Below are 23507 nucleotides of genomic sequence, written 5' to 3' on the forward strand. Positions count from 1 at the left end.
AATTAAAATAAAAAAGGCGGAATCTCTTCCACCTTTTTTGCCCCAAATCTACCATAAACTTAACCTACTAATGTTATGGTTTAGTAAATGTATGACACCTATATTTGTGAAAAAAAAAATTCTGATGAAAGGTAAATATATCCGACGAAATGAATTTATAAGAGTCTAAAATCGAAATACTTGAGTTTATTCCAATAAAAAAGGTGGTATTTCTACCACCCTTTTTGCCCCAAATCTACCATAAACTTAACCTACTAATGTTATGGTATCTCAAAAGTATTGCAGCATTTCATTTTCACCAAAGAAATAGGATGAACGGCAAAAAAAACCGATGAAATGCACAATTTAACCTTTTGTTAGTATTTTATTAATACGCTCTGGCGTCTTTTCCTTCGTAAAAATTCATAAATGCACGGTTTACAACACGATTTCCTCCAGGAGTTGGATAATCTCCTGTAAAGTACCAGTCTCCTAAATTTTTAGGACAAGCTTTATGAAGATTTTCTACAGTCTGGAAAATGATTTTTACTTCGGCATTGATTTCCGGAGAGCTTAACATTTCTGCAATTTTATCTGAAATCTCTTCGTCTGTAAATTGGTCGTAAATTTCTGTTACATAGTTTACAACATCTTTATCAGGAAAATCTGCTTGTGCTTTACATTTTGCATAGACTTCATCGACAATATGGTATAAGTTGCGTTCTTTTAATAGAGCAAGCGCTGCTCTAAAGGCAACTAACCCTTCAAGTTTTGCCATATCGATTCCGTAACAATCCGGATAACGAATCTGTGGTGCCGATGAAACAATTACGATGCGTTTTGGTTTTAAACGATCCATCATTTTAATGATACTCATTTTCAGTGTAGTACCACGAACAATACTGTCATCGATAATTACCAAATTGTCTTCTGGTTTAATGACACCATATGTAACATCGTAAACGTGAGCTACTAAATCATCACGACTGCTGTCTTCTGTGATGAAAGTTCTAAGTTTAGCATCTTTAATGGCTACTTTTTCAGTACGTATTTTTACAGATAAAAGCTCCTGAAGTGTTTCAGCAGTTAGTGTATTTCTGTTTTCTAGAATATAATTGTTTTTTCTTTGGTTTAAGAAATCCTGAGCAGCTTCAACTAAACCATAAAATGAAGTTTCTGCTGTGTTTGGAATATATGAGAAAACGGTGTTATCTGTATCGCTGTCAATTGCTTTAAGAACCGCAGGAAGAATTAGTTTTCCTAAATCTTTACGCTCTTGATAGATTTCCGCATCACTTCCTCTGGAGAAATAAATTCTTTCAAAAGAACAAGCTTTTTTAACGGTTGGTTCTAGGATTTGATCCATGCTTACTTTACCGTTTTTCTTGATAATTAAAGCATTTCCTGGTTCGATTTCCTGAACACTTTCAAAAGGTACATTAAATACAGTTTGAATAACTGGTCTTTCGGAAGCGACAACAACTACTTCATCATCTTGATAGAAATATGCAGGACGAATTCCGGCAGGATCTCTAAATACGAAAGCATCTCCATGACCTAATAAACCAGCCATAGCATAACCACCGTCTAAGTTTTTAGCTGAACGAGCTAATATTTTGGCAATATCTAAACGTTCTGCAATTACTGGTGAAGCATCTCTTTTAGAATACCCTTCGGCTTTGCAGTCTTGGTACAATTGCATTACTTCTTTGTCTAAGAAGTGACCAATTTTTTCCATTACCGTAACAGTATCAGCCATTTCCTTTGGGTGCTGACCTAACTCAACTAAGTTTTCGAAAAGCTCTTTAACATTTGTCATATTAAAGTTACCAGCCAAAATCAAGTTACGGTGCATCCAGTTACTTTGACGTAAAAATGGGTGAACACTTTCGATGCTGTTTTTTCCAAAAGTTCCGTAACGAACGTGACCTAAAAACAATTCTCCAACATAAGGAATATTTGCTTTTAATTCTTTCATGTCATCACCTAATTCTGGATTTGCTTTCAATTCTTCGCTTACGCGCTCATTGATTTGTTTGAAAACATCTTGTATTGGCTGTGCATGATTTGAACGAACTCTGCTAATGTAACGTTGTCCCGGATCTACATCAAGTTTAATGCTTGCAAAACCAGCTCCGTCTTGTCCGCGGTTGTGCTGTTTTTCCATCATTAAGTACATCTTCTGGATTCCGTAAAAAGCAGTTCCGTATTTTTCTTTATAATATTCAAGCGGTTTTAGTAATCTTACTAAAGCTATACCACATTCGTGTTTTAACGCGTCGCTCATTGTTTTTGTTTTTTTGTGTGTTGTAAGTTGTGTGTATTAACGTAATAAAAAAAGCCCCGTTTTATCCGAGGCTTTTGCGCATTATATTTCTATGTCAAACTGAGTTAACGACTTAAATTGCTGTAATCGAATCGCTACTTCGGCTTTGCTTAAGTTTTCCATCCTTTCAGTTCCAAATTTTTCTACGCAGAACGAAGCTAAATTTGAACCGTAAATAATCGCATTCTTCATGTTGTTAAACGAAATATTTTCGCTTTGTGCAATAAATCCAGAGAAACCACCTGCGAAAGTGTCTCCTGCTCCAGTTGGATCAAAAACATCTTCTAATGGTAAAGCTGGTGCAAAGAATACTTCTCTATTGTGAAATAAAAGTGCTCCGTGTTCTCCTTTTTTGATCACCACATATTTTGGTCCCATATCCTGGATTTTCGCAGCCGCTTTTACTAATGAATATTCACCAGAAAGCTGTCTTGCTTCTTCATCATTGATTGTAATAACATCTACACGTTTAATAACGTCTAGTAATTCTGGAAGAGCGCAGTCCATCCAAAAGTTCATAGTGTCTAAAACTACTAATTTTGGTTTTTTCTCCATTTGGTCTAAAACACTGCTTTGTACTAATGGGTGTAAGTTTCCTAACATTACCACATCAGCATCTTTATAGTTTTGAGGAACTTTTGGCTGAAAATCAGCTAAAACGTTCAATTCAGTAACAAGAGTGTCTCTAGAATTTAAATCGTTGTGGTATAAACCGCTCCAGAAAAAGGTTTTTCCGCCTTTTACAATTTCGATACCAGAGATATCAATATTTTTTGAAGTTAAAAGATCTAAATGTTCTTGAGGGAAATCGTCGCCAACTACAGAAACAATGGCCGATTGTAAGTTAAAAAATGACGCTGATAATCCGATGTAGGTTGCAGCACCACCTAATATTTTATCTGTTTTTCCGAAAGGAGTTTCAATCGCGTCGAAAGCTACTGTTCCAACAATCAATAGTTTATTCATTTTATGAATTTCGAATTAGGGTGCAAAGATACTCTATAAGTTACAATCTTGCAACGGTTTAGAGTCTCAAAATTTTCTTAAAAAAATGACAACGCTTTCGAAGTAAAACTATTGTAAATGAATTAATTAAAATTGATTTTGTAGAATGCTTAAAATATGTTTTCTGGATTTAAAATGCAACTTATATTTTGAAAAATCTTTTTGATTAGATTTGTTGAAATATGAAATCTTAATCATGAAGAGAATTGTTCTTTTATTACTTGTTTGCTTTTTGTTTTCCTGTGAAAGAAAAGAAGCTAATTTTTCTAAAGAAATTATAGAAATGTTAGCTGATCGTGGTGACACAGTAAACGGATCTGTAAGATTGCCTCCTCCGCCATCATCATTTTCTAATATTTACCTTTCTATAAAAAGTAATGAAATTATGTTGACAAATGGCGATGAATTGTTTTTCTTTTATAAAAAATATTATTCTAAAGAATTCAAGTCTTTCAAGTCTTTCTTAAACGAAGTTTTAAATAAGGGATTTGTTTTTGATAATAAATTGATAAAAAAACAAAGTACCTTCAAACATTTAAGGTAAATCCAAAAATAGAAAAAGAATATTCGAGCTTGGGCTTTAAAAATTTTTTAGAAAAATATTCCAAATCATCATCTAGAAAAGGAAAAGTAGAACTTAATAAATCTAATTTGAAAAATGATGAATATCTTACAATTGCATATTTGCTTTATATAAATAGATATGATATAAGTCAAGACTGTTATATTGGAAAAGATTATATCTGTAAAAGAGAAGATTTTTTTAAATAGAGTTTGCAAGATTATTTTTTATTTCTAATTCTTTCTTTTTTCATTATAACTGATATTTCTTATCAAAATAATTCTTCAAAATTCCGACCTGAACCAAAATCATAAACGGCACAATCAATATAGCGTAAACGATATTTTTAGATAAATGAATTCCAGAAAAAGTATTCGAAATTTTATCAGTATATACTTTTCCAATTTCTAAATTTTGAGAAGTTCCAGAAAATAAAGAAGCATAAATTATCAATCCTAATAAAGCCAATCCAATAAAAATCCAAGTCGATTTTGAAATCAGTGGTTTATAGGTTTTTAGTTTTTTCTCTTCCAAAACCAAAACTTCTGACATTATTTTTGAAGTAAAATCAAAAGATGGCGACTGTAGTTTTTCTTCAGCCATCATTTTATCAATAAGTTGTTCTATATTTTTATCGCTCTCTTTCATAACATTCTATTATTTCTGGTTCTAACTGCTGTCTCAAAATTACGGCTAATTTTTGTCGGCTCCTAAATAATTTTACTTTGGCATTGTTGGCCGAGATATTCATTACTTTTCCGATTTCTTCTAGATTCTGATCTTCAAAATAAAATAAAGTCAACAGAAAACTTTCGTCACCGGGTAATAAATTTAAACATTTCTGAATGGTCTGCTTTCGTTCTTTTTCTTCTAAAGCGCTCAAAGCATTGTCCATTGTTTTTACTAAGTGAGAAGAAAATTCATCTATGGAAATATTCAAATCTTCTTTTTTATTTTTCTTTAAACGATCAAGGCAAGTATTGTAAGCAATTTTATAAATCCAAGTCGAAAATTTCGAATCTCCTTTAAATTTTGTCAGCGAACTGTAAATCTTAATAAAGGTATCTTGTGCAACTTCTTCGGCTTCTTCTCTGTTCTTGACCATTTTGAGAGCCAGTGAAAAGATCATATCCTTATAACGATCAACCAGCACGGCAAACGCATTTGTCTCGCCTTGCAATATTTTATCGATATAATGTTGATCATTTATTGTGCTCATATTATATAGGACGACGATTTGTTTATTTAGGTTACAGTAAAAATGAAAATAAATTCCAATTCTTTAAAATTCCAAATTCCAATTCTCTTCGTCGAAATGACAATATTGCGAAAGAAGTTCGGATAATTCAACTTTGGTAAAGTTTGATACATTGAAAAAATAACATCAAAATTAATTGATTATCAGTAAGTTTTGGAATTTGGAATTTAAATATTGAATTTTTTCACCAAAATCTGTAACCTCATTTCAAAAGCTGTCGTCCTATGGGTATATCAATCAATTAAAAACGTAAATATCATGGATGACAAAATTTTAATTCCAATTAGCTTTTTCTTAATGATCTTCGGGATCGTTTATTTAGTTTATTCAACAAGAAATAGAGAGCGTTTGGCACTTATAGAAAAAGGTGTAGATGCAAGTATTTTTTTGCAAGGAAAAGGAAGCGGTGTTCCGGCTTGGAAAGTATTCGTAGTTAATCTTGCCTTTTTATTAATAGGTAGTGGAGTTGGAATTTTTATTGCCTTATTAATTACAACTTATACCTCTTTAAATGATGGTGCAGTATATCCTTCAATTATATTTATAATGGCAGGGTTGGGACTTTTAACAGGATTTAAAACGGCTAAAGATTTAGATAAAGAATAAGCAGTTTTGTAAAGAATTAAGTTAGTACAAAAAACGCATCATATATATGATGCGTTTTTTTATTCTTTAGAGCCAATAGTTTCGTAATAAACATCGACAGAAAGTTTGGGCTGCATCGAGGCCATTACAGCCAGTTGGTCACAGCGTTCGTTTTGCGGATGATTGTTATGGCCTTTAATCCATTTAAAATCGACTTTGTGTTTTCGGTAAACAATTAAAAAGCGTTTCCATAAATCAGGATTCTTTTTGTCTTTGTATCCTTTTTTTTCCCAGCCAAAAACCCATTTTTTTTCAACAGAATCAACTACGTATTTTGAGTCAGAAATAACCAAAACCTTCATATCAGGATTTTTGAGTTTTTCTAAACCTACAATCACGGCCAGAAGTTCCATTCTATTATTAGTAGTAAGACGAAAACCTTCGTAGAATTCTTTTTTATATGGAGTACCTACTAATTCCATAACAACGCCATAACCGCCATTTCCGGGATTTCCTTTTGCTGCGCCGTCTGTATATATATGTACTTCGTAAGACATTTAATTATTTTAGATTGTTGATTTTAGATTCAATATGCTTCTAAAATTGATTTTTAATATTGTAATTGATATTGATTCTTGTAATTGAAGTTTAAACAAGCAATCTTTCAATAATCTCAGGAAAGTGTTTTTGTTCCAATTCGTGAATCTTTTCGGCAACCGTTTCTGGTGTGTCTTCTTCTGTTAGTGCCACATTAGCCTGAAAAATGATACCGCCTTCATCATAATGTTCATTCACATAATGTATTGAGATTCCAGTTTCTTTTTCCTTATTGTTTACAATCGCTCTGTGAATGTGCATTCCGTACATTCCTTTACCTCCATATTTAGGTAAAAGTGCAGGATGAATATTGATTATTTTATTTGGATAATGCTCAATTATGTTTTCTGGGAATTTCAATAAGAAACCGGCAAGAATTATCATATCCGGGTCGATTTTTTGTATTTTTTGTAATACATTTCTCTCTAAAAGTTCGTTTTTTGAGAAGATTTCGACTGGAATTTGATGATTTTTTGCCCTGTCAATAACTTTTGCTGAAGCATTATTTGTAAAAACCGAAACGACCTTTGCAATTTCGGTGTTCGAAAAATATTTTATAATGTTCTCTGCGTTAGTTCCTGATCCTGAGGCAAAAACGATAATTTTTTTCATAATAGAATTTATTTTGAGACTGCAAAAAACGGAATAAAAATCGAAAATAAATAGCTTTAAAAGACCTTTCTTGAAATTAATTTTATAAATTAGTATCACATTTATAAACTAAATCATGGTTTTAAAATAAAGTTTTTTATTTTTGCCAACAAATTAAATTCTAAAATTAAAGATTATGTCAGACATTGCATCAAGAGTAAAAGCGATTATCGTAGACAAATTAGGTGTTGACGAAAACGAAGTTGTAACAGAAGCAAGCTTCACTAATGATTTAGGAGCTGACTCATTAGACACTGTTGAGCTTATTATGGAATTCGAAAAAGAATTTGATATTCAAATTCCAGACGATCAAGCAGAAAACATTGCTACTGTAGGTCAAGCTATTTCTTATATCGAGGAAGCTAAAAAATAATAATACCACACCCGATTTTTAAAAATCCCAATTTTTGAAATTCCATTTCCAATTTTGGAATTTGTTTTTTGAAACTTGAATTTATTAAAAGTCGGGTGTTATTATTTTTTAAAATTTAAATTTCGATTGGTTTTCAATCAAAAAGATATATTTATATTGTAATACCCATGGCTCTTAAGTAGCAATACAATTAAGAAAGCATGGGTTTTATTTGTTTAAAGACACAAAATACATATTTATGGCATTAAGGCGAGTTGTTGTAACAGGATTAGGTGCACTTACTCCTATAGGGAATAATATCCAGGAATATTGGAATGCACTTGTGAATGGGGTAAGCGGAGCCGCTCCTATCACATATTATGATACAGAGAAGCATAAAACGAAATTTGCCTGCGAAGTGAAAAACTTCAATATTGAAGATTACATGGATCGCAAGGAATCTCGTAGATTAGATAAATTTGCTCAATATGCAATTGCTGCCAGTGACGAAGCTATTAAAGATGCTGGACTTACAGACGATAATATCGATAAAACAAGAGTTGGTGTTATCTGGGGAGCTGGAATTGGAGGTTTAGAAACTTTCCAGGATGAAGTAATGTACTATGCTAAAGGAGACGGAACACCAAAGTTCAATCCTTTCTTTATTCCTAAAATGATTGCTGATATTGCTCCTGCGCATATTTCTATGCGTAACGGGTATATGGGACCAAATTATACAACAGTTTCTGCATGTGCATCTTCTGCAAATGCATTAATCGATGCTTTTAACTACATTCGTTTAGGAATGTGCGACGTTATTGTGTCTGGTGGATCTGAAGCTGCTGTTACCATTGCTGGTATGGGAGGTTTTAGTTCTATGCACGCATTATCTACAAGAAATGAAAGCCCGGAAACAGCTTCAAGACCTTTTGATGCAACCAGAGATGGTTTCGTTTTAGGAGAAGGAGCAGGAGCTTTGGTTCTTGAAGATTACGAACACGCAAAAGCAAGAGGCGCAAAAATTTACTGCGAAATTGGAGGAGGCGGAATGTCATCTGATGCTTACCACTTAACGGCACCACATCCGGAAGGAATTGGAGTTATTGCAGTAATGAAAAATACGTTGAAAGATGCAGGAATGAACCCGGAAGATGTTGACCATATCAATACTCACGGAACTTCTACTCCTCTTGGAGATGTAGCTGAATTAAAAGCGATTAGCGCTGTTTTTGGTGATCATGCTAAAAATATTAATATCAACTCAACAAAATCAATGACAGGACATTTACTTGGTGCTGCCGGAGCTATTGAAGCAATTGCTTCTATCTTAGCGATGAAACACAGTATTGTTCCTCCAACGATTAACCATACTGTTGTTGATGAAAATATCGATCCGTCGTTAAACCTTACTCTAAACAAACCTCAGGAAAGAGAAGTTAATGTTGCTATGAGTAACACGTTTGGTTTTGGCGGACACAATGCTTGTGTATTGTTTAAAAAGTTAGCTGACTAATTTTCGGATATGAATATTATCAAAAAAATATTTTCTAAATCCCGTTCTCTAGAAGACGGGATTTTTTTTGACACTATTCAGAAAATTCTTGGTTTTCAGCCTATTAATATCGAATTTTACAGAAAAGCCTTCACCCATAGATCGTCAAATAAATTAGATGAAGCAGGTCATCCTATAAATTATGAACGTTTAGAATTTTTAGGAGATGCCATGTTAAGTGCCGTAATTGCTGCACATTTGTTTAATAAAGCACCAAACGGAGATGAAGGTTATTTAACAAAAATGCGCTCAAAAATCGTAAGCCGTGAACATTTAAATGAACTGGGTAAAGATTTAAATTTAGTGCGTTTTGTAGAAAGCAAAGTACCAGTACAGCATTTTGGAGAAAATATTCATGGCAATATTTTCGAATCGCTTATTGGTGCTATATATTTGGATAAAGGCTATTCGTACTGCGAAAGATTTATTCAAAAACGAGTAATTACACCTTATGTCGACATTGCGCGACTAGAAGGAAAAGTAATTAGTTATAAAAGTTTAGTTATCGAATGGTGTCAGAAAGAAAAGAGAATCTTTCATTATGATATTTTTGAAGATAACGGCATTGACGGACAGCGTTTGTTTGGTGTCAAATTAAGTATAGACGATAAGGTGGTCGCAAGAGCGCGGGCAACTTCAAAAAAGAAAGCAGAAGAGAAAGCTTCGCAAAGAGCCTATTTTGCATTTCAGGAAAAAATTGACAAGAAATAATTACAAAAATGCTGTAATTTTCTTAACGCTAAATCGTTTTCGTTTATAAATTAATAAAAACAAGCTGCTTATAACTATTGATGCTCCGTTAGAAATAGTATATTTACAACTTGATTTTTCATGACATGGCTATTCATAGATTGGATTTAGACGAATTTGACGAAATTGATTATTATTTAATGGCAATTCATACTTCATTAGAAGATTATAGATTGGCCTATTTTATCAATAAGAACCTTCCGATTAACTTAAGTAAGAGCAAAAACGAGATCCATGCTCAGACTAAAGAAGGTGAGGCAAATTTTTCGAGATTTTATTATTATGATTCTGAGAAAGCTGTATCATGGAATTTGATTCAGAATAAAAATGAGATCATTTCTGTGAGTACAAATGATTTTCAGAATTTGTTTTCTAATGAAACAAGTGAGGTTTCTACAACAATTCATTTACTTCCTGAATTCAAAAAGGTAGATTTTTTCCTGAAGATCGATAACAGCGAAGAGGCTGTTGATTTTTCAGAAATTCAGCAACAACTAAATTCAATTGAAAGTATTGCAGCAATTTATGCAGTAGATACCAATAAAATAAAATCAAAAAACAATCTAATTTTTTAAAAAAAATGTTAACAAGTAAGAAAACCAAAATTGTTGCTACACTTGGGCCTGCCTGTAGTACAAGAGAGATCATTAAAGATATGATCGATGCAGGGGTGAATGTGTTTAGAATCAATTTTTCGCATGCAGATTACGAAGGAGTAAAAGAAAAAATTAATATCATTAGAGGATTAAACGAAGAGTTTGGTTACACTACAGCGATTCTTGGAGATTTGCAGGGACCAAAACTTAGAGTTGGTGTAATGGAAGAAGGTACTGTTGTACACGATGGTGACGAAATTACTTTCACTACAGCAGAAGATATTATTGGAAATGCGAAAAAAGCATTTATGAAATATCAAAATTTCCCAAATGATGTAAATGTTGGAGAGCGTATTTTGCTTGACGATGGTAAACTTATTTTTGAAATCGTTTCAACAGATAAAAAAACAGAAGTTGTTGCTAAAGTTATTCAGGGTGGAGAATTAAAATCTAAAAAAGGAGTTAATTTACCTAACACAAAAATCTCTTTACCAGCTTTAACTGAAAAAGATATTGCAGATGCTATTTTTGCTATTGAGCAAAAAGTAGACTGGATCGCACTTTCGTTTGTAAAAACACCTCGCGATTTACAAGATTTACAAGAATTAATTGCTAAACATTCAGAATTTAAAATTCCAATTATAGCTAAAATTGAAATGCCGGAAGCTCTTGAGAACATGGATAAAATTGTAGCATATTGCGATGGTTTAATGGTTGCTCGTGGAGATCTTGGTGTTGAGCTTCCTGCTCACGAGGTGCCATTGGTACAAAAAGATTTGATCCGCAGAGCAAAAACTGCCAGAATTCCTGTTATCGTTGCTACACAAATGATGGAAACAATGATTACAAGTTTAACTCCAACAAGAGCAGAAGTAAACGACGTTGCAAACTCTGTAATGGACGGTGCTGATGCTGTAATGTTGTCTGGAGAAACTGCTACAGGAAACTACCCAGTACAGGTTATTCAAAGAATGGCACAAATTTGCGAGGCTGTTGAGAACTCTCCATTAATTCAGGTTCCTCAAAACACACCGCAAATTAAAACAAAACGTTTTGTTACGAAAACGGTTTGCCACCAAGCAGCTTTATTAGCTAATGAAATTGAAGCAAAAGCAATTTGTACTTTAACAAACAGCGGTTATACAGCTTTCCAAATTTCAGCTTGGAGACCATCTACAGCACATATCTTAGTATTTACTTCAAACAGAAGAATTTTAACTCAATTAAACCTATTATGGGGAGTTAAATCATTTTTCTATGATAATGAGGAAAGTACAGATGATACAGTAACAGATGTAAATCAAATTGCAGTTGCAAAAGGTTATGCATCAAAAGGTGATTATTTAATTAACCTTGCTGCAATGCCAATCAAAGAAAAAGGAATGGTTAATACCATGAGAGTTTCAGAAATAGAATAGTTTCTGTAAAGAAATCATAATGTTTAAAAAAAGTCATCCGGAATTCCGGGTGGCTTTTTTGTTTTATATAAGTTTCATGAGTAAAAAAATATGTTTCAAGTTTCAAAATGAAAGATCTGTAAGTAAAATAATCTCTTTTTATGTTGCAAGTTATAATTTGCAACAAGCTAAAGCCTTAAAAACAAGCTGTTTATTTTTTTAATTATATAATTTTGAGATCCTTAACAAAACGTTAAAAATACTGGTGCATAATTCCCTCTATATGTAAACAGTAAATATGTTCTAAGAAATTGCTTTTAATACAGATTATTTTCTGTTTCATTTTTTACAGAAAATATAGTTCGATTTTAAAAACCATTTTTATATACAAACGAATTATTAACAAATCTTATTACCATGAAACAAAGTAAATTTAGAAATGCCGTAATGCTTTTTGCATTAGTTTGCTTCACAATTGTTCAGGTGAAAGCACAAAAAAAACCAAACATTCTAGTACTCTGGGGCGACGATATTGGTACTACTAATATTAGTGCATACAGTGATGGAATAATGGGATATACTACACCAAATATAGATCGTTTAGCCAATGAAGGACTTCGTTTTCTGCATTATTATGGAGAACAAAGCTGTACAGCAGGACGTGCCGCTTTTTTAACAGGACAACATGGTTTACGTACTGGGCTTACTAAAGTAGGATTTCCCGGAGCACCAATGGGAATGAGTCAGTTAGACCCTTCAGTTGGAGGTATTATGAAAAGTCTGGGTTATGTAACAGGACAATTTGGTAAAAACCACGTAGGAGACAGAAACGAAAATTTACCTACTGTAAACGGTTTTGATGAATTTTTTGGAAACCTGTATCATTTAAATGCAGAAGAAGAACCAGAATTGCCAGATTACCCAAAAGATCCGGAATATTTGAAAAAATTTGGACCAAGAGGAGTTTTAAAATGTACGGCAACAAATGTAGACGATGCGACTACAGATCCTCGTTTTGGTAGAGTTGGTAAACAAAAAATTGAAGACACAGGAGCACTTACCAAAAAAAGAATGGAAACGGTAGATGATGAAACATCAGCAGCAGCTATAGATTTTATTAAAAGACAAAATGCAGCTGGAAAACCATTTTTCTGCTGGTTTAATGCCACTCGTATGCACCTTCGCACACACGTACGAGCAGAACACAGAGGAAGATATACACATGGTGACAGCGAATATATTGATGGTATGATTGAGCATGATGAAACAATTGGAAGCATATTGAAGGCACTTGATGATTTAGGTATCGCTGACAATACAATTGTGGTATATTCTACAGATAATGGACCGCACATGAATACTTGGCCAGATGGCGCAATGACACCTTTTCGTTCTGAAAAAAATACCAACTGGGAAGGAGCTTTCCGTGTACCTTGTATCGTTCGCTGGCCAGGAGTTATTAAGCCGGGAACTACAACAAATGAGTTAATGGGTCACAACGACTGGATTCCAACTTTTGCATCTATTGCAGGAGAGCCAGATATTGTTAATAAACTTTTAAAAGGATACAATGCAAATGGAAAAACGTATAAAGTGCATCTGGATGGTTTTGATCAAAGTGCTTTCCTGAGAGGTACAACCACAAAAAGTGCAAGAGATAAATTCTTTTACACAGATGATGATGGTCTTTTAGTAGGTTTAAGAGAAGGAGATTACAAATATGTTTTTGCAGAACAACGTCTTGCCGGAACCATGGGAGTATGGGCTGAACCTTTTACAAAACTACGTTTGCAAAAAATATTTAATCTTTATCAAGATCCATTTGAAAGAGCAGATATTACCTCAAATACTTATTGGGATTGGTTAATGAATCATGTACAGTTAGTATATGGAGCAATACAAGATGTAGTGGTTTTTGCTGAAACATTTAAAGAATATCCTCCTAGATCTATTCCGCCAAGTTTTTCTGCTTATACTATTATGGAAGAAACTATGAAGGGTATTAAAGCACAGCAATATATAGAGAAAAATGTATTGCCGAAAATGAAGGAAGAAGAGGCAGCTTCGAAAAAGAAAAAATAAATAATCATAAAAGAGATTCAAATTTAAGAGTTTGAATCTCTTTTCTAAAGTGTAAATATCATGAGAAAAAAAATATTTTTTTTGCCTCTGGTAGTTCTGTTTTTCTTTTCCTGCAAAAAATCCGACACACTGACTTCTCCCACAACGGAAAGCAAACAAACAGAGACTGCTGTAAGCGGCGATCCATTGCCAAGCTGGAATGACGGAACTTTAAAAAGTGATATCATAGCTTATGTAGATAAAGTAACCAAAAAAGGAAGTCCTGATTTTATTCCAGAAGAATTTAGAATCGCAACTTTTGACAACGATGGAACTTTATGGGCTGAAAAACCCTATGTACAAGAACTTTTCGCCTTTTATAAAGTCAAAAAAATGGTAGAAGCAAAGCCTGAGCTTGCTCAAAAACAGCCTTTTAAAGCCGTTGTCGAAAAAGACAAAACCTTTTTTGAAAAAGGCGGAGACAAAGCACTTATAGAACTCGTTGCAGCAACTCATACCGGAATGACCGAAGATGAATTTGAAACATCTGTAAACGACTTTTTTAAAAACGCAAAATATCCGGGAAAAAATGTTACGGTACGACAAATACGGTATCAGCCTCAACTGGAGCTGTTAAATTATCTGCGTGCTAACGGATTTAAAACTTATATCGTTACCGGCGGGACTATTGAAGTGGTAAGGGCCATATCTCAGGATTTTTACGGAATTCCAAAAGATCAGGTCGTGGGTACTTCTTTTAAATACAAATATGATAATGCTAAAAATGCAGTCCAGAGAGAACCGGCCTTAGATCATTTTAATGATAAAGAAGGAAAACCTGTCGGCATACAGCTGCATATTGGTCAGCGTCCTGTATTTGCCTGCGGAAACGAAGGCGGTGCCGGCGACATTGCCATGCTCAAATATTCGCAGGGAAACAAATACCCTTCCTTCCAGCTTTTGGTTAACCATAACGATTCTATTAGAGAATACAGCTATCAGGAAAAAGATAACGCATCGTTAAATGCAGCAGCAAAAAACAAATGGCATGTTGTAGACATGAAAAAAGACTGGAAAAAAGTCTTTTCCGATAATTAGATTGAATTAGTTAGAATTGAAGTGAAACAACTTCATCAATGGAGTTGTTTCGTTTTGATTTTAAAGTAAAAAAATCCCATAAAACGAAAAGTCATGATAGTGTTTTCCAACAACATTAAGCAGCTGTTACTTGTGATATGCTTTATTTTAAATTTCCAGTGTTATGCACAGGAAGAGAAGCCAGGCGCGAGCGCACAAGAACTGGCAGATAAACTGGCAAATCCAGTAGCAAGTTTGATAAGTGTTCCTCTTCAAAATAATTTAAACTACGGAATAGGTCCTTACAATGGTGTTAAATACACTATAAATGTACAGCCCGTAATTCCGTTTAAACTGAGTGATAATCTCAACTTAATTACCCGTTATATTCTTCCAGTTGTCGATCAAAGAAATATTACAGGGCTCAATACACACGAATTTGGTTTGAGTGATGCAACGGTAACCGCTTTTTTTGCTCCTAAAAGCAGTAAACTGATTTATGGAATTGGACCTGCATTTTTGGTTCCAACCGCTACAGAAAAATTTTTAGGAACAGAAAAATTTGGTTTAGGTCCAAGTTTATTGATTATGCATCAGGGAAAAGGACTTTCAGTTGGGTTTATAGCCAATCAAATTTGGTCAGTGGCCGGAGCCAGTGATCGAGCTGATTTTAATAGTTTTTATACACAGATATTTCTATCTCATAGTTATAAAAGCGGTGCATCGTGGGGTGTAAATGCAGAGATTACTCAAAATTGGGAAGGAAACACAACCCTGATTTCGCTAAATCCTACCATGGGCGGAATTACAAAATTTGGAAAACAGGTCGTTCAGTTTTCTGTACAGCCTCTTATTCCAATTGTAGGACATCAAAGTATTAGACCCGATTGGGGATTAAGAGCGGTTGTAGCTTTTGTGTTTCCGGAATAATAAAATCATTATATAATGAATGATGAACTTAAAGATAACAGCGAAAATATCTTTGATCCCGTTTCCTCAAAAGCAGAGCGATTTGCCAGAGGAAATGAGATTAGAAAAAATGTACCGCGTTCTGTTCATCAGGAATGGAAACCATCAGTAAATCGAAGAGATCCTGTTGAGATTTTAATTGAAAGCAGTATTGGCAGAATAGAAACCTTACTGCCTATTCGATACAGAAGAATGATGGAATCTCCCTTTGCGTTTTTTAGAGGATCGGCAGCAATAATGGCGGCAGATTTAGCTGAGACACCCAATTCCGGAATTGATTTACAGCTTTGCGGGGATTGTCATTTAATGAATTTTGGCGGATTTGCCACTCCGGAAAGAAAACTGGTTTTTGATATCAATGATTTTGACGAAACCTATCCGGGTCCATGGGAATGGGATTTGAAAAGACTGTGTGCAAGTTTTGCCATTGCTGGACGATGGAGAGATTTCTCCAATAAAAATTGTAAAGAATTTGCCTGGCATGCCGCTGATAGTTATAAAAGACATATGCTCGATTATAGTAAATTATCGGCACTGCAGATTTGGTATGCTGATATTGATTTGTCTGAATTAATTGAAATGGGTAAAGACGAAGAAATCAAAAAGTTTCATCAAAAGAGAATAAAAAAAGCATCAGAATATACGGCTCACGAAAAAGAATTTGCAAAAATGACGTATCACGAAGGACCTCGTGCGAGAATAAAAGATGATCCGCCATTAATTTATCATCCCACAGTAAGAGAAGAAGAAATTGTTTTGAAGGCTGCAGAAAAAGCTCATACACAATACATGAAATCACTGCCAGATGATAAAAAAATCCTTTTAAGCCGGTACAAACTTCATGACATTGCTATAAAAGTGGTAGGAGTAGGAAGTGTGGGAACCATGTGCGGAATTAGTCTTTTGATGTCGGCAACAGGAGAACCTATTTTTTTGCAGTTTAAAGAAGCCAGAAAAAGTGTTTTAGAACCGTATTTAAAAAACAAATCAAAATATACGCATCAGGGAGAGCGAATTGTAATTGGACAGAAATTAATGCAGTCGGCTTCGGATATGTTTTTAGGATGGACAAGCGACGACTTAAACCGATTTTTTTACATCAGACAGCTTCGTGATGCAAAAGTAAAACCTGTTTTAGAAATCATGAAAGCCGAAAACATGGCAGATTATGCAAAAGCATGCGGATGGGCACTGGCAAGAGCTCACGCTCGTTCTGGAGATCCATCATTATTGTCCGGTTATATAGGAAAAGGAAATGAATTTGCAAATGCCATTGCTAAGTTTTCGATTTTATATGCCGATCAAAATGAAGCTGATTATCACAAAATGCTTCGCGCTATAAAAGAAGGAAAACTGCCTATCGCACCAGAAATGTAATTTGCTGGTAATTAATAAGTACAAACAATTATGTAGCTCTGCAAAGTAAGAATGTTTTGTAATAATCAAAAATATTTTAAGTATTATACGTAAGAAAATTACGTACAGTATAGTGCTAATTAAAATAAATGATTTATCTTTGAGTGTTTTGTAAACGCCTGTAATTTAGTTCTTTGTGTTATGCTGACGCATTATTGAAGCCTTTATCATTCATTCAAGATTTTCAGAATTAATAATTTTCGAGTTAAAGCCAATTAATCATTAATTAAAATTCTACAAGATGAATATTAAAAGAACAAATCTTCGCATTATCCCAATATTATTATTGGGTTTAATTTACAGCTGCTCCCCAACTGTAAAAGTTTCAACAGATTACGATCATGCAGCAAATTTCAGTGAATTTAAAACTTTTGCAGTTTACGATTTAAAAGCACAACAGGGTCAGGTAAACCAGTTAAATGTAGATCGTGTTACAAATGCAATTCGCGCTGAAATGATTGCCAAAGGATTTACAGAAAGCGACAATCCCGATTTAAAAGTAAATGCAGTTTCGATCTTAAAAAATAAAACTTCAGTATCTGCCGATACCAATTTCTATGGGTATGGCGGTATGTACAGACCATACGGATATTGGGGCGGAGGTGCCATGATGGGAGGCGCTAATACAACATTTAATACATACGATTATGTCGATGGGTCGCTGGTAATTGATATTGTTTCTACAAAATCTCAAAAACTGGTGTGGCAGGGAATTGGTAATGCCGAAATTGACAGTAAACCCGACAATCCGGAGGAATTTATTAACAACTCTATAAAAAAAATCTTAGCCGGTTTTCCTCCGGGAGCAGTAAAAAAATAGTTTAAATTTTTATAAAGACCGCTGTGCTTTTTCTTGTATAGAAAAAGTACGGCGCTTATAAAAATATCTTTTATTTTCTTTTGATTTTTTTCATAAGAACACGATTCTCTATTTATAATTTAAGACTAAAATTATGCAGGATATAGTACTTTCGCTTTTCTTTTTTATAGCTACAATTGTTGGATTTGCTACCTCATTTATGGTTCTTTTTTCAAAGAAAAACTATACAAAGTCCTTTTTCTTAGGCCTGTTTTTGTTTAGTCTTGCGGTTGTAAGTATTTATAATTTTTATTTGTCGGCACATTTGTTTAAAAATTTCCCTGATCTTTTTATGATCACGAAATCCTTTATTTTTCTTGTTGCCCCTTGTGCTTTCTTATATGTACGAAGCGTGCTTTTTCCAAACGCATCTTTTAGAAATTATGACTGGCTTCACTTTCTGCCTTTTCTAATTTATTTCTCACTTACCATTATTGTATGGATTGGAAACTACACCAATATTTATTTTATCGATTATATTTCGATGAAAATAAAAAGTCCGTTTTCGTTATTAAGCCTAAGCGTTTGGCTGTTATATGCATTCTGTCAGACGATGATGATTTTAAATTACGATTTGAAAAAATTTAAAGAAAATCATCTTCAAAAAATAAAAATTTTAAACTGGATCAGGGTTTACAATTTGATGATTCTGTTTCTGTTTTCAACACTTTTCGTGCATTTCTTTTTAATTACCAAAGTAAATAAAGTCGATTATTCCTGTTATGTTTTGATTTCGTCAGTATTAATTTTTACAGTATGCTGGCTATATTTTAAACCGCAGTTGTTTTACGATTCGTCCGAGATAGAAGAATTCAATCTTGTTGAAGAAGATTTAAAAATATTTGCATCGAACGAAACTAAAAATTCACTGCCGATGGTTAAAGAACTTACTCCCGAAAAAAAGGAATTATACCTTTCTAAATTAGAAAGCATATTCGATTCGAAAAAACTCTTTTTAAAGAAAGATTTAGTAATTCGGGATATTTCAGAAGAGACCGGAATTACGGTAAACAATCTTTCGAGTTTAATTAATTCTGAATTTAATCTTCATTTTCAGGATTATATAAACTTAAAACGCATCGAATATTTCAAAGAAAAAATAAACGATTCAGACTGGAAAGATCTCTCGCTCGAAGGAATGGCATGGGCGTCTGGTTTTAAATCCAGAACAACCTGTTTTAGAGCTTTTATAAAACATACTGGAAAATCTCCTTCAGAATACTTTAGAATAATCAGAGTTAACCCGGAAAAAACAAATTCTTATTTTTTTAAACAATCTACAAACTGAAGATTTAATTCTGTTAGAATAAATAGATTGTAAAGTCTAATTAATTAAGAAAAATCATGAAAACGAAATTTAATCAAAAACCAGTCATACAATTCGTATTTACAATACTGTTATTTTTTGTCTTTTTTACAGCTCATGCACAGCTCAAAGGTGGGCATATTTTAGGAGCCATGGGATTACAATCAGGAACGCAGGCGCCGGAAAATACGTTAAGTGTTTATGTTCCGGGTTATCTGTATGATGCATGCACACTGCGAAATTCTGACGGAGACGAAGCTCTTGCCAATCCAGATATTACCATGTTTATAACCGGAGCAGGAGCAAGTTATGTAAGCGATTTTAAAATTTTAGGAGCCAATTACGGTGCTACCATTTTATTAGCTTTTGCATCAAATACAATTCAGGGCAATAGTGTCGATTCTAAAAACTCACTTGCTTTTACAGATATGTTTCTACAACCTGTACAACTGGGCTGGCATACCAAAAAAGCCGATTTTGTTTTTAGCTATTCCTTATATCTTCCAACGGGAAGGTTTACGGCTGGAGCTTCAGACAATGCCGGTTTAGGAATGTATATGAATGAATTTTCAGCAGGAACAACATTATTTTTTAATGATAAAAAAACATTTCACTTTTCGACTTTAGTAGGTTATGAAATAAACGGAAAAAAGAAAGATACCGATATAAAAACTGGAGATATTTTAAGTATTGAAGGCGGTTTGGGCAAAACCTTTTATATGCTCAATGCCGAAAAAACTGCTCCAAAATCAATTTTAAATGCAGGATTGATTTATTATCTGCAATATAAAGTTTCAAACGATAAAATTCCGTTTGGCAATATTGTACTTGAACCAGACAAAGATAAAGTAGCCGGTCTTGGCGCTGAGGTTAATTATTTTCATATTGGCTGCAGGACTTCGGCGGGACTTCGCTGGGTTTCAGAATTAAGTGCCGAAAGTCGTTTTCAGGGAAATACTTTTTTCCTGACCCTTGCACATGTTTTTAGTTTATCAAAAGAAAAGAAAGGATAAACCAAACTTGAAAGTTGATGTTTTTAAGTGAATTCGATAAATTTTAAATTGATTTAAATGAGAAACATACATTCAGATTCTTCTATAAAAAACAGAAAACTTTTTCAGAAAATGGTTTTCATTCTTTCATTTTTCATTCTTTCTCTTCAAATTGCTTTTGCACAAAAAACGCACATCAGTGTAAAAGATTCTCTCGACGGCGCTTTCGATTTAAGCGATTATATTATTTATGCACATGGTTTTATTGTTGTTCCAACGGTTATTACAGAACCGGCTTTGGGCGGAATTGGCGGTGCCATTGTACCTGTTTTTCTAAAAAAACATGCACCTGTGATTGATGAAAACGGAAAAAAGCGTTTTATAAATCCTGATATAACAGGCGGTATTGGAATGTACACCGGAAACAAAAGCTGGATGGTGGGTGCTTTTCGGTCGGGAACGCTTATAAAACCCAAAATATTATATCGTATTATGGCAGGTTATGGCGATATGAATTTATCATTTTATGAAAACAATCTGCCTAATGTGCCGGATCAGGAATTTAAACTCAATTTTAAATCGACCATATTTTATACACAATGGCTCAAACAATTTAATAATGCCAAATGGAGCGCCGGACCGCAATATTTGTTTTTAAATTCTAAAATTGATCTTCCCGATTTTAATTTACCGCCGCCTTTTGTAAAACCCGGCGATATAAAAAGTACAATAAGTCAGTTGGGTGCCGCTATTCAGTTTGACGGACGTGACAATATTTTTACACCAGATAAAGGAATTCGGCTTCAGTCAGATTTCTTTTGGTCTGATGATGCCATTGGAAGCGATTATGATGCCTGGCGCGTTAATTTATCGGCAATAGGCTTTTATCCACTAACAAAAAAATTAATTGGCGGGCTTAGGGTAGAAGGAGAGCAGGCGTTTGGGAGTCCGCCTTTTTATTTAAGACCCGGAATTAATTTAAGAGGAATTCCCGCCGCAAGATATCAGGGAAAAACCAGCATTGTTACCGAAGCCGAATTACGTTGGGATTTGTACAGAAGATGGAGTTTAATGGGCTACGGCGGACTCGCAAGTGCTTTTAACGATTGGGATCAGGCATTTGCAAAACCTGTTGTGTACAGCTACGGAACAGGTTTTAGATATTTACTAGCCCGAAAATTTAAACTCCGTATGGGAGTCGATGTTGCCCGTGGTCCCGAAGATTGGGCTTATTATATTGTTTTTGGAAGTAATTGGTTAAGATAAATAAACCCAACAAGTTTTAAATCCTGTTGGGTTTCAAGGTTGATTATTGGTGTTAAAAAGTTTTTACTTCTTCCAGTAAGGTTTTATAATCTGGTTGTTTTTATGACTTAAAACCATAAAAATAATTGTTCCAAGAGCACAAAAAAGGATTGCCTCTATTGATCCTTCCGGACCAAATTCACCTCCGGTAATAAATTCAGGACCTTGTATTTTGGCTTCGATTAAATTATTTGTTTTTGCGTTTCCGGATGTTATGGCACCATAAATTCCAGATTGAGTAAAATTCCATGCAAAATGCAAAGCAATGGGCATCCATAAATTACGGCTGTAAATAAAAGCCGCGCCCAATAAAAAACCTGCAGTTGTAATGCATATTGACGAAATTAAAGTGCCATTTGGATTAATTAAATGAAAAGCACCAAATATAATCGAAGAAATTGCAAGCGAAATATAAGTTCCCAGTTTCTCTTCAATAATTCTAAAAATTATACCACGCACTAATATTTCTTCAATAATAGCAACAGTAAACATTATAGCAAACGGAATCAGGATGTACGAAACCGGATTTATCGCCTCAATGCTGTAATTTCCGTTAAGGTACATTACTAAAATAGTCAGCGACTGCAATATAAAACCCATTAAAAGACCAATTGTAAGATTTCTGCCAAGTCCTTTTGTGCTAAATTCTGTTATCGCTCTTTTGTCATATTTTTTAAAGAAAAGAATATAACTGAAAACAGCTGCGGAAGACACAAAAAGTCCTTTTAACAGATTTCTGTAATCTTTATCAAGAGGAGTTAAAGCCAGCAGTTTTGAAGCAATCTGCTGTCCTATTATAACCACTGCCATAAAAACAACTAAGGCAAGTATAATTTTGATTATTGGCGAATTAAAAGTTTTTTGTTTTGTAGTAAGGGTTTCCATTTAAGTTTGGTTTATTAATTTGAAGCAAAAGTAAAGGGAGCCAAAAACAAAAAATAGAATGAAATTTGCCTTTTTATAATTTTTGAAATTGTTTGGGCAAAAATCCGGTTTGGTTTTTAAACGTTCTTATAAAATGACTTTGATCTGAAAAACCACACTGAAAAGCGATTTCGGTTAAATTAGAATCCGGAGATTGTATCAGCGAAAGCGAACGGTTGATTTTAATACGACGCATATATTCGCCCAAAGTACAGCCAAAATATTTAGGAAAATGTTTCGATATTGTAATAGGATGCACTTGTAAAACCTGTGCTAAATCCTGAAGGTTTGGATTTTCGTTCCAGGAATCATTAAGTAATTCTGTTAAACTTTTTACCCAAAACGGACTTTTTTCAAAACGGTCTAAATGGTTTTGAGCGCCGGATAACTGCGAAAACAACATCGTAATATTATCGCCTGAAAAAGAATCGGCAGAAAGCGTTTCCTTAAAAATCTTTAAAATCAGGAATTTAGTAAAAGCTTCGTTTTGAATTGATTTTTCAAGTACAGATTCAGACATTTGAAGTTCCCTGAGCAGGTTTTCTTCAATTTCGATATTGATGTTTCTGGATGGAAAAAGTGTATCCTGATTTAAATGAAGTTCATCACTATGATAAAAAAGAAGTGAACCGGGACCTAAAGTTTCACTAAAATTTTTCCTTTTTTCGGTAGTGCCGCCGTTTAAAAAAAGTGTTATATGTGCATTATTATGCGAATGCCAGCCTTCGTAAACCTTTTGGTTATATTCGGTTTCTACTACAGCAATTCCTTGTGCTGTGGCAAAACTATTTTTAGTATTGCCTAAGTATTTCTCTTTTTCGAGTTCGTACATTGAGGTTTAAAGTGTGGCATTTAGAGAACCAAAATACTATTTATTTAAAAGCAAAAAACAAAATTAGTTTATGATTGTAAATCGATTAACGTTTTTATGTAATTTGTAAGATTTAAATGTATAATAAAAACATTGTATAAAGATTAACTGTTAAAT

General features: G+C 33.8%; 23 protein-coding genes. 15 read left to right on the forward strand and 8 right to left on the reverse strand.

From position 1 onward, the window contains the following. Positions 1-367 precede the first annotated feature (367 nt). Both ABD859_RS06070 and ABD859_RS06075 read right to left on the reverse strand, forming a co-directional pair. Positions 368-2266 carry an amidophosphoribosyltransferase gene (locus tag ABD859_RS06070; protein WP_345141641.1) on the reverse strand — a complete coding sequence of 633 codons (1899 nt, stop codon included), beginning with the start codon at positions 2264-2266 and terminating at the stop codon, positions 368-370. An 81-nt stretch (positions 2267-2347) separates the two neighbouring features. Next, positions 2348-3271: a PfkB family carbohydrate kinase gene (locus ABD859_RS06075; RefSeq protein WP_345141643.1), complete on the reverse strand. Its 924-nt coding sequence runs from the start codon at positions 3269-3271 to the stop codon at positions 2348-2350. A gap of 235 nt (positions 3272-3506) precedes the next feature. On the opposite strand from ABD859_RS06075, the gene ABD859_RS06080 reads away from it, so the two are divergent. Further along, positions 3507-3854, forward strand: coding sequence for a hypothetical protein (locus ABD859_RS06080; protein WP_345141645.1), 348 nt, complete (start codon positions 3507-3509; stop codon positions 3852-3854). A 270-nt stretch (positions 3855-4124) separates the two neighbouring features. Here ABD859_RS06080 and ABD859_RS06085 read toward each other — a convergent pair whose 3' ends face one another. Both ABD859_RS06085 and ABD859_RS06090 read right to left on the reverse strand, forming a co-directional pair. Next, positions 4125-4520: a hypothetical protein gene (locus tag ABD859_RS06085; protein ID WP_345141647.1), complete on the reverse strand. Its 396-nt coding sequence runs from the start codon at positions 4518-4520 to the stop codon at positions 4125-4127. Further along, entirely contained in the window at positions 4504-5091 is a 588-nt protein-coding gene (locus ABD859_RS06090; RefSeq protein WP_345141649.1) for an RNA polymerase sigma factor, read from the reverse strand. Before ABD859_RS06090 ends, ABD859_RS06085 begins: the two co-directional genes overlap by 17 nt. A gap of 297 nt (positions 5092-5388) precedes the next feature. On the opposite strand from ABD859_RS06090, the gene ABD859_RS06095 reads away from it, so the two are divergent. Next, complete coding sequence (locus ABD859_RS06095; RefSeq protein ID WP_345141652.1) at positions 5389-5736, forward strand: DUF6249 domain-containing protein; 348 nt, start codon at positions 5389-5391, stop codon at positions 5734-5736. A gap of 59 nt (positions 5737-5795) precedes the next feature. Here the strand turns inward: ABD859_RS06095 and rnhA are convergent, their stop codons facing one another. Together rnhA and purN are read right to left on the reverse strand one after the other, a co-directional pair. After that, positions 5796-6272, reverse strand: a complete 477-nt coding sequence (rnhA, locus tag ABD859_RS06100; protein ID WP_345141655.1) for a ribonuclease HI — start codon at positions 6270-6272, stop codon at positions 5796-5798. A 91-nt stretch (positions 6273-6363) separates the two neighbouring features. After that, positions 6364-6924: a phosphoribosylglycinamide formyltransferase gene (purN, locus tag ABD859_RS06105; protein WP_345141657.1), complete on the reverse strand. Its 561-nt coding sequence runs from the start codon at positions 6922-6924 to the stop codon at positions 6364-6366. Positions 6925-7099: 175 nt separating this feature from the next. Here purN and ABD859_RS06110 point away from each other — a divergent pair, with 175 nt between their 5' ends. The 13 genes from ABD859_RS06110 to ABD859_RS06170 all read left to right on the forward strand — a co-directional run bounded on the left by ABD859_RS06110 (position 7100) and on the right by ABD859_RS06170 (position 21556). Further along, positions 7100-7336 (forward strand): acyl carrier protein, encoded by a 237-nt coding sequence (locus ABD859_RS06110; RefSeq protein ID WP_007137004.1) that lies wholly within the window; start codon positions 7100-7102, stop codon positions 7334-7336. 238 nt (positions 7337-7574) lie between these two features. Continuing rightward, complete coding sequence (fabF, locus tag ABD859_RS06115; protein ID WP_345141660.1) at positions 7575-8828, forward strand: beta-ketoacyl-ACP synthase II; 1254 nt, start codon at positions 7575-7577, stop codon at positions 8826-8828. Between the two features lie 9 nt (positions 8829-8837). Continuing rightward, positions 8838-9578: a ribonuclease III gene (gene rnc, locus ABD859_RS06120; protein ID WP_073413452.1), complete on the forward strand. Its 741-nt coding sequence runs from the start codon at positions 8838-8840 to the stop codon at positions 9576-9578. 125 nt (positions 9579-9703) lie between these two features. Next, positions 9704-10192 carry an IPExxxVDY family protein gene (locus ABD859_RS06125; RefSeq protein ID WP_053472898.1) on the forward strand — a complete coding sequence of 163 codons (489 nt, stop codon included), beginning with the start codon at positions 9704-9706 and terminating at the stop codon, positions 10190-10192. A gap of 5 nt (positions 10193-10197) precedes the next feature. Next, positions 10198-11631, forward strand: coding sequence for a pyruvate kinase (pyk, locus tag ABD859_RS06130; RefSeq protein WP_345141665.1), 1434 nt, complete (start codon positions 10198-10200; stop codon positions 11629-11631). Between the two features lie 396 nt (positions 11632-12027). Continuing rightward, the gene (locus tag ABD859_RS06135; RefSeq protein ID WP_345141668.1) at positions 12028-13692 is read left to right on the forward strand and encodes an arylsulfatase; all 1665 of its coding nucleotides are present in this window, start codon (positions 12028-12030) and stop codon (positions 13690-13692) included. A gap of 60 nt (positions 13693-13752) precedes the next feature. Then, positions 13753-14769: an HAD family hydrolase gene (locus ABD859_RS06140; RefSeq protein ID WP_345141671.1), complete on the forward strand. Its 1017-nt coding sequence runs from the start codon at positions 13753-13755 to the stop codon at positions 14767-14769. A gap of 93 nt (positions 14770-14862) precedes the next feature. Continuing rightward, positions 14863-15678 carry a hypothetical protein gene (locus tag ABD859_RS06145; protein ID WP_345141673.1) on the forward strand — a complete coding sequence of 272 codons (816 nt, stop codon included), beginning with the start codon at positions 14863-14865 and terminating at the stop codon, positions 15676-15678. Between the two features lie 15 nt (positions 15679-15693). Then, a complete protein-coding gene (locus ABD859_RS06150; protein WP_345141675.1) occupies positions 15694-17094 on the forward strand; it encodes a DUF2252 domain-containing protein in 1401 nt (466 codons plus the stop codon). Positions 17095-17374: 280 nt separating this feature from the next. Continuing rightward, positions 17375-17953 carry a DUF4136 domain-containing protein gene (locus tag ABD859_RS06155; protein ID WP_345141676.1) on the forward strand — a complete coding sequence of 193 codons (579 nt, stop codon included), beginning with the start codon at positions 17375-17377 and terminating at the stop codon, positions 17951-17953. A gap of 133 nt (positions 17954-18086) precedes the next feature. Continuing rightward, positions 18087-19280, forward strand: coding sequence for a helix-turn-helix domain-containing protein (locus ABD859_RS06160; RefSeq protein WP_345141678.1), 1194 nt, complete (start codon positions 18087-18089; stop codon positions 19278-19280). 56 nt (positions 19281-19336) lie between these two features. After that, positions 19337-20311 carry a SphA family protein gene (locus tag ABD859_RS06165; protein WP_345141680.1) on the forward strand — a complete coding sequence of 325 codons (975 nt, stop codon included), beginning with the start codon at positions 19337-19339 and terminating at the stop codon, positions 20309-20311. Between the two features lie 57 nt (positions 20312-20368). Then, complete coding sequence (locus ABD859_RS06170) at positions 20369-21556, forward strand: BamA/TamA family outer membrane protein (protein WP_345141683.1); 1188 nt, start codon at positions 20369-20371, stop codon at positions 21554-21556. A gap of 63 nt (positions 21557-21619) precedes the next feature. On the opposite strand, the gene ABD859_RS06175 is transcribed toward ABD859_RS06170, so the two are convergent. After that, positions 21620-22480, reverse strand: a complete 861-nt coding sequence (locus ABD859_RS06175) for a CPBP family intramembrane glutamic endopeptidase (RefSeq protein WP_345141686.1) — start codon at positions 22478-22480, stop codon at positions 21620-21622. Positions 22481-22553: 73 nt separating this feature from the next. Further along, positions 22554-23351 carry an AraC family transcriptional regulator gene (locus tag ABD859_RS06180; RefSeq protein WP_345141688.1) on the reverse strand — a complete coding sequence of 266 codons (798 nt, stop codon included), beginning with the start codon at positions 23349-23351 and terminating at the stop codon, positions 22554-22556. Between the last annotated feature and the right edge of the window lie 156 nt (positions 23352-23507).

This window comes from Flavobacterium ginsengiterrae, assembly GCF_039539785.1.
Taxonomy (GTDB): Bacteria; Bacteroidota; Bacteroidia; order Flavobacteriales; family Flavobacteriaceae; genus Flavobacterium; species Flavobacterium ginsengiterrae.

What these genes read in the sequence shown, in the direction of transcription:
- ABD859_RS06070 (WP_345141641.1), bottom strand. Translation starts at nt 2,266, where the DNA reads ATGAGCGACGCGTTAAAACACGAATGTGGTATAGCTTTAGTAAGATTA.
- ABD859_RS06165 (WP_345141680.1), top strand. Translation starts at nt 19,337, where the DNA reads ATGAAAACGAAATTTAATCAAAAACCAGTCATACAATTCGTATTTACA.
- rnhA (WP_345141655.1), bottom strand. Translation starts at nt 6,272, where the DNA reads ATGTCTTACGAAGTACATATATATACAGACGGCGCAGCAAAAGGAAAT.
- ABD859_RS06135 (WP_345141668.1), top strand. Translation starts at nt 12,028, where the DNA reads ATGAAACAAAGTAAATTTAGAAATGCCGTAATGCTTTTTGCATTAGTT.
- ABD859_RS06180 (WP_345141688.1), bottom strand. Translation starts at nt 23,351, where the DNA reads ATGTACGAACTCGAAAAAGAGAAATACTTAGGCAATACTAAAAATAGT.
- ABD859_RS06075 (WP_345141643.1), bottom strand. Translation starts at nt 3,271, where the DNA reads ATGAATAAACTATTGATTGTTGGAACAGTAGCTTTCGACGCGATTGAA.
- ABD859_RS06150 (WP_345141675.1), top strand. Translation starts at nt 15,694, where the DNA reads ATGAATGATGAACTTAAAGATAACAGCGAAAATATCTTTGATCCCGTT.
- ABD859_RS06145 (WP_345141673.1), top strand. Translation starts at nt 14,863, where the DNA reads ATGATAGTGTTTTCCAACAACATTAAGCAGCTGTTACTTGTGATATGC.
- ABD859_RS06170 (WP_345141683.1), top strand. Translation starts at nt 20,369, where the DNA reads ATGAGAAACATACATTCAGATTCTTCTATAAAAAACAGAAAACTTTTT.
- ABD859_RS06155 (WP_345141676.1), top strand. Translation starts at nt 17,375, where the DNA reads ATGAATATTAAAAGAACAAATCTTCGCATTATCCCAATATTATTATTG.
- ABD859_RS06080 (WP_345141645.1), top strand. Translation starts at nt 3,507, where the DNA reads ATGAAGAGAATTGTTCTTTTATTACTTGTTTGCTTTTTGTTTTCCTGT.
- rnc (WP_073413452.1), top strand. Translation starts at nt 8,838, where the DNA reads ATGAATATTATCAAAAAAATATTTTCTAAATCCCGTTCTCTAGAAGAC.
- ABD859_RS06140 (WP_345141671.1), top strand. Translation starts at nt 13,753, where the DNA reads ATGAGAAAAAAAATATTTTTTTTGCCTCTGGTAGTTCTGTTTTTCTTT.
- purN (WP_345141657.1), bottom strand. Translation starts at nt 6,924, where the DNA reads ATGAAAAAAATTATCGTTTTTGCCTCAGGATCAGGAACTAACGCAGAG.
- ABD859_RS06125 (WP_053472898.1), top strand. Translation starts at nt 9,704, where the DNA reads ATGGCTATTCATAGATTGGATTTAGACGAATTTGACGAAATTGATTAT.
- ABD859_RS06085 (WP_345141647.1), bottom strand. Translation starts at nt 4,520, where the DNA reads ATGAAAGAGAGCGATAAAAATATAGAACAACTTATTGATAAAATGATG.
- ABD859_RS06110 (WP_007137004.1), top strand. Translation starts at nt 7,100, where the DNA reads ATGTCAGACATTGCATCAAGAGTAAAAGCGATTATCGTAGACAAATTA.
- ABD859_RS06090 (WP_345141649.1), bottom strand. Translation starts at nt 5,091, where the DNA reads ATGAGCACAATAAATGATCAACATTATATCGATAAAATATTGCAAGGC.
- ABD859_RS06175 (WP_345141686.1), bottom strand. Translation starts at nt 22,480, where the DNA reads ATGGAAACCCTTACTACAAAACAAAAAACTTTTAATTCGCCAATAATC.
- fabF (WP_345141660.1), top strand. Translation starts at nt 7,575, where the DNA reads ATGGCATTAAGGCGAGTTGTTGTAACAGGATTAGGTGCACTTACTCCT.
- ABD859_RS06095 (WP_345141652.1), top strand. Translation starts at nt 5,389, where the DNA reads ATGGATGACAAAATTTTAATTCCAATTAGCTTTTTCTTAATGATCTTC.
- ABD859_RS06160 (WP_345141678.1), top strand. Translation starts at nt 18,087, where the DNA reads ATGCAGGATATAGTACTTTCGCTTTTCTTTTTTATAGCTACAATTGTT.
- pyk (WP_345141665.1), top strand. Translation starts at nt 10,198, where the DNA reads ATGTTAACAAGTAAGAAAACCAAAATTGTTGCTACACTTGGGCCTGCC.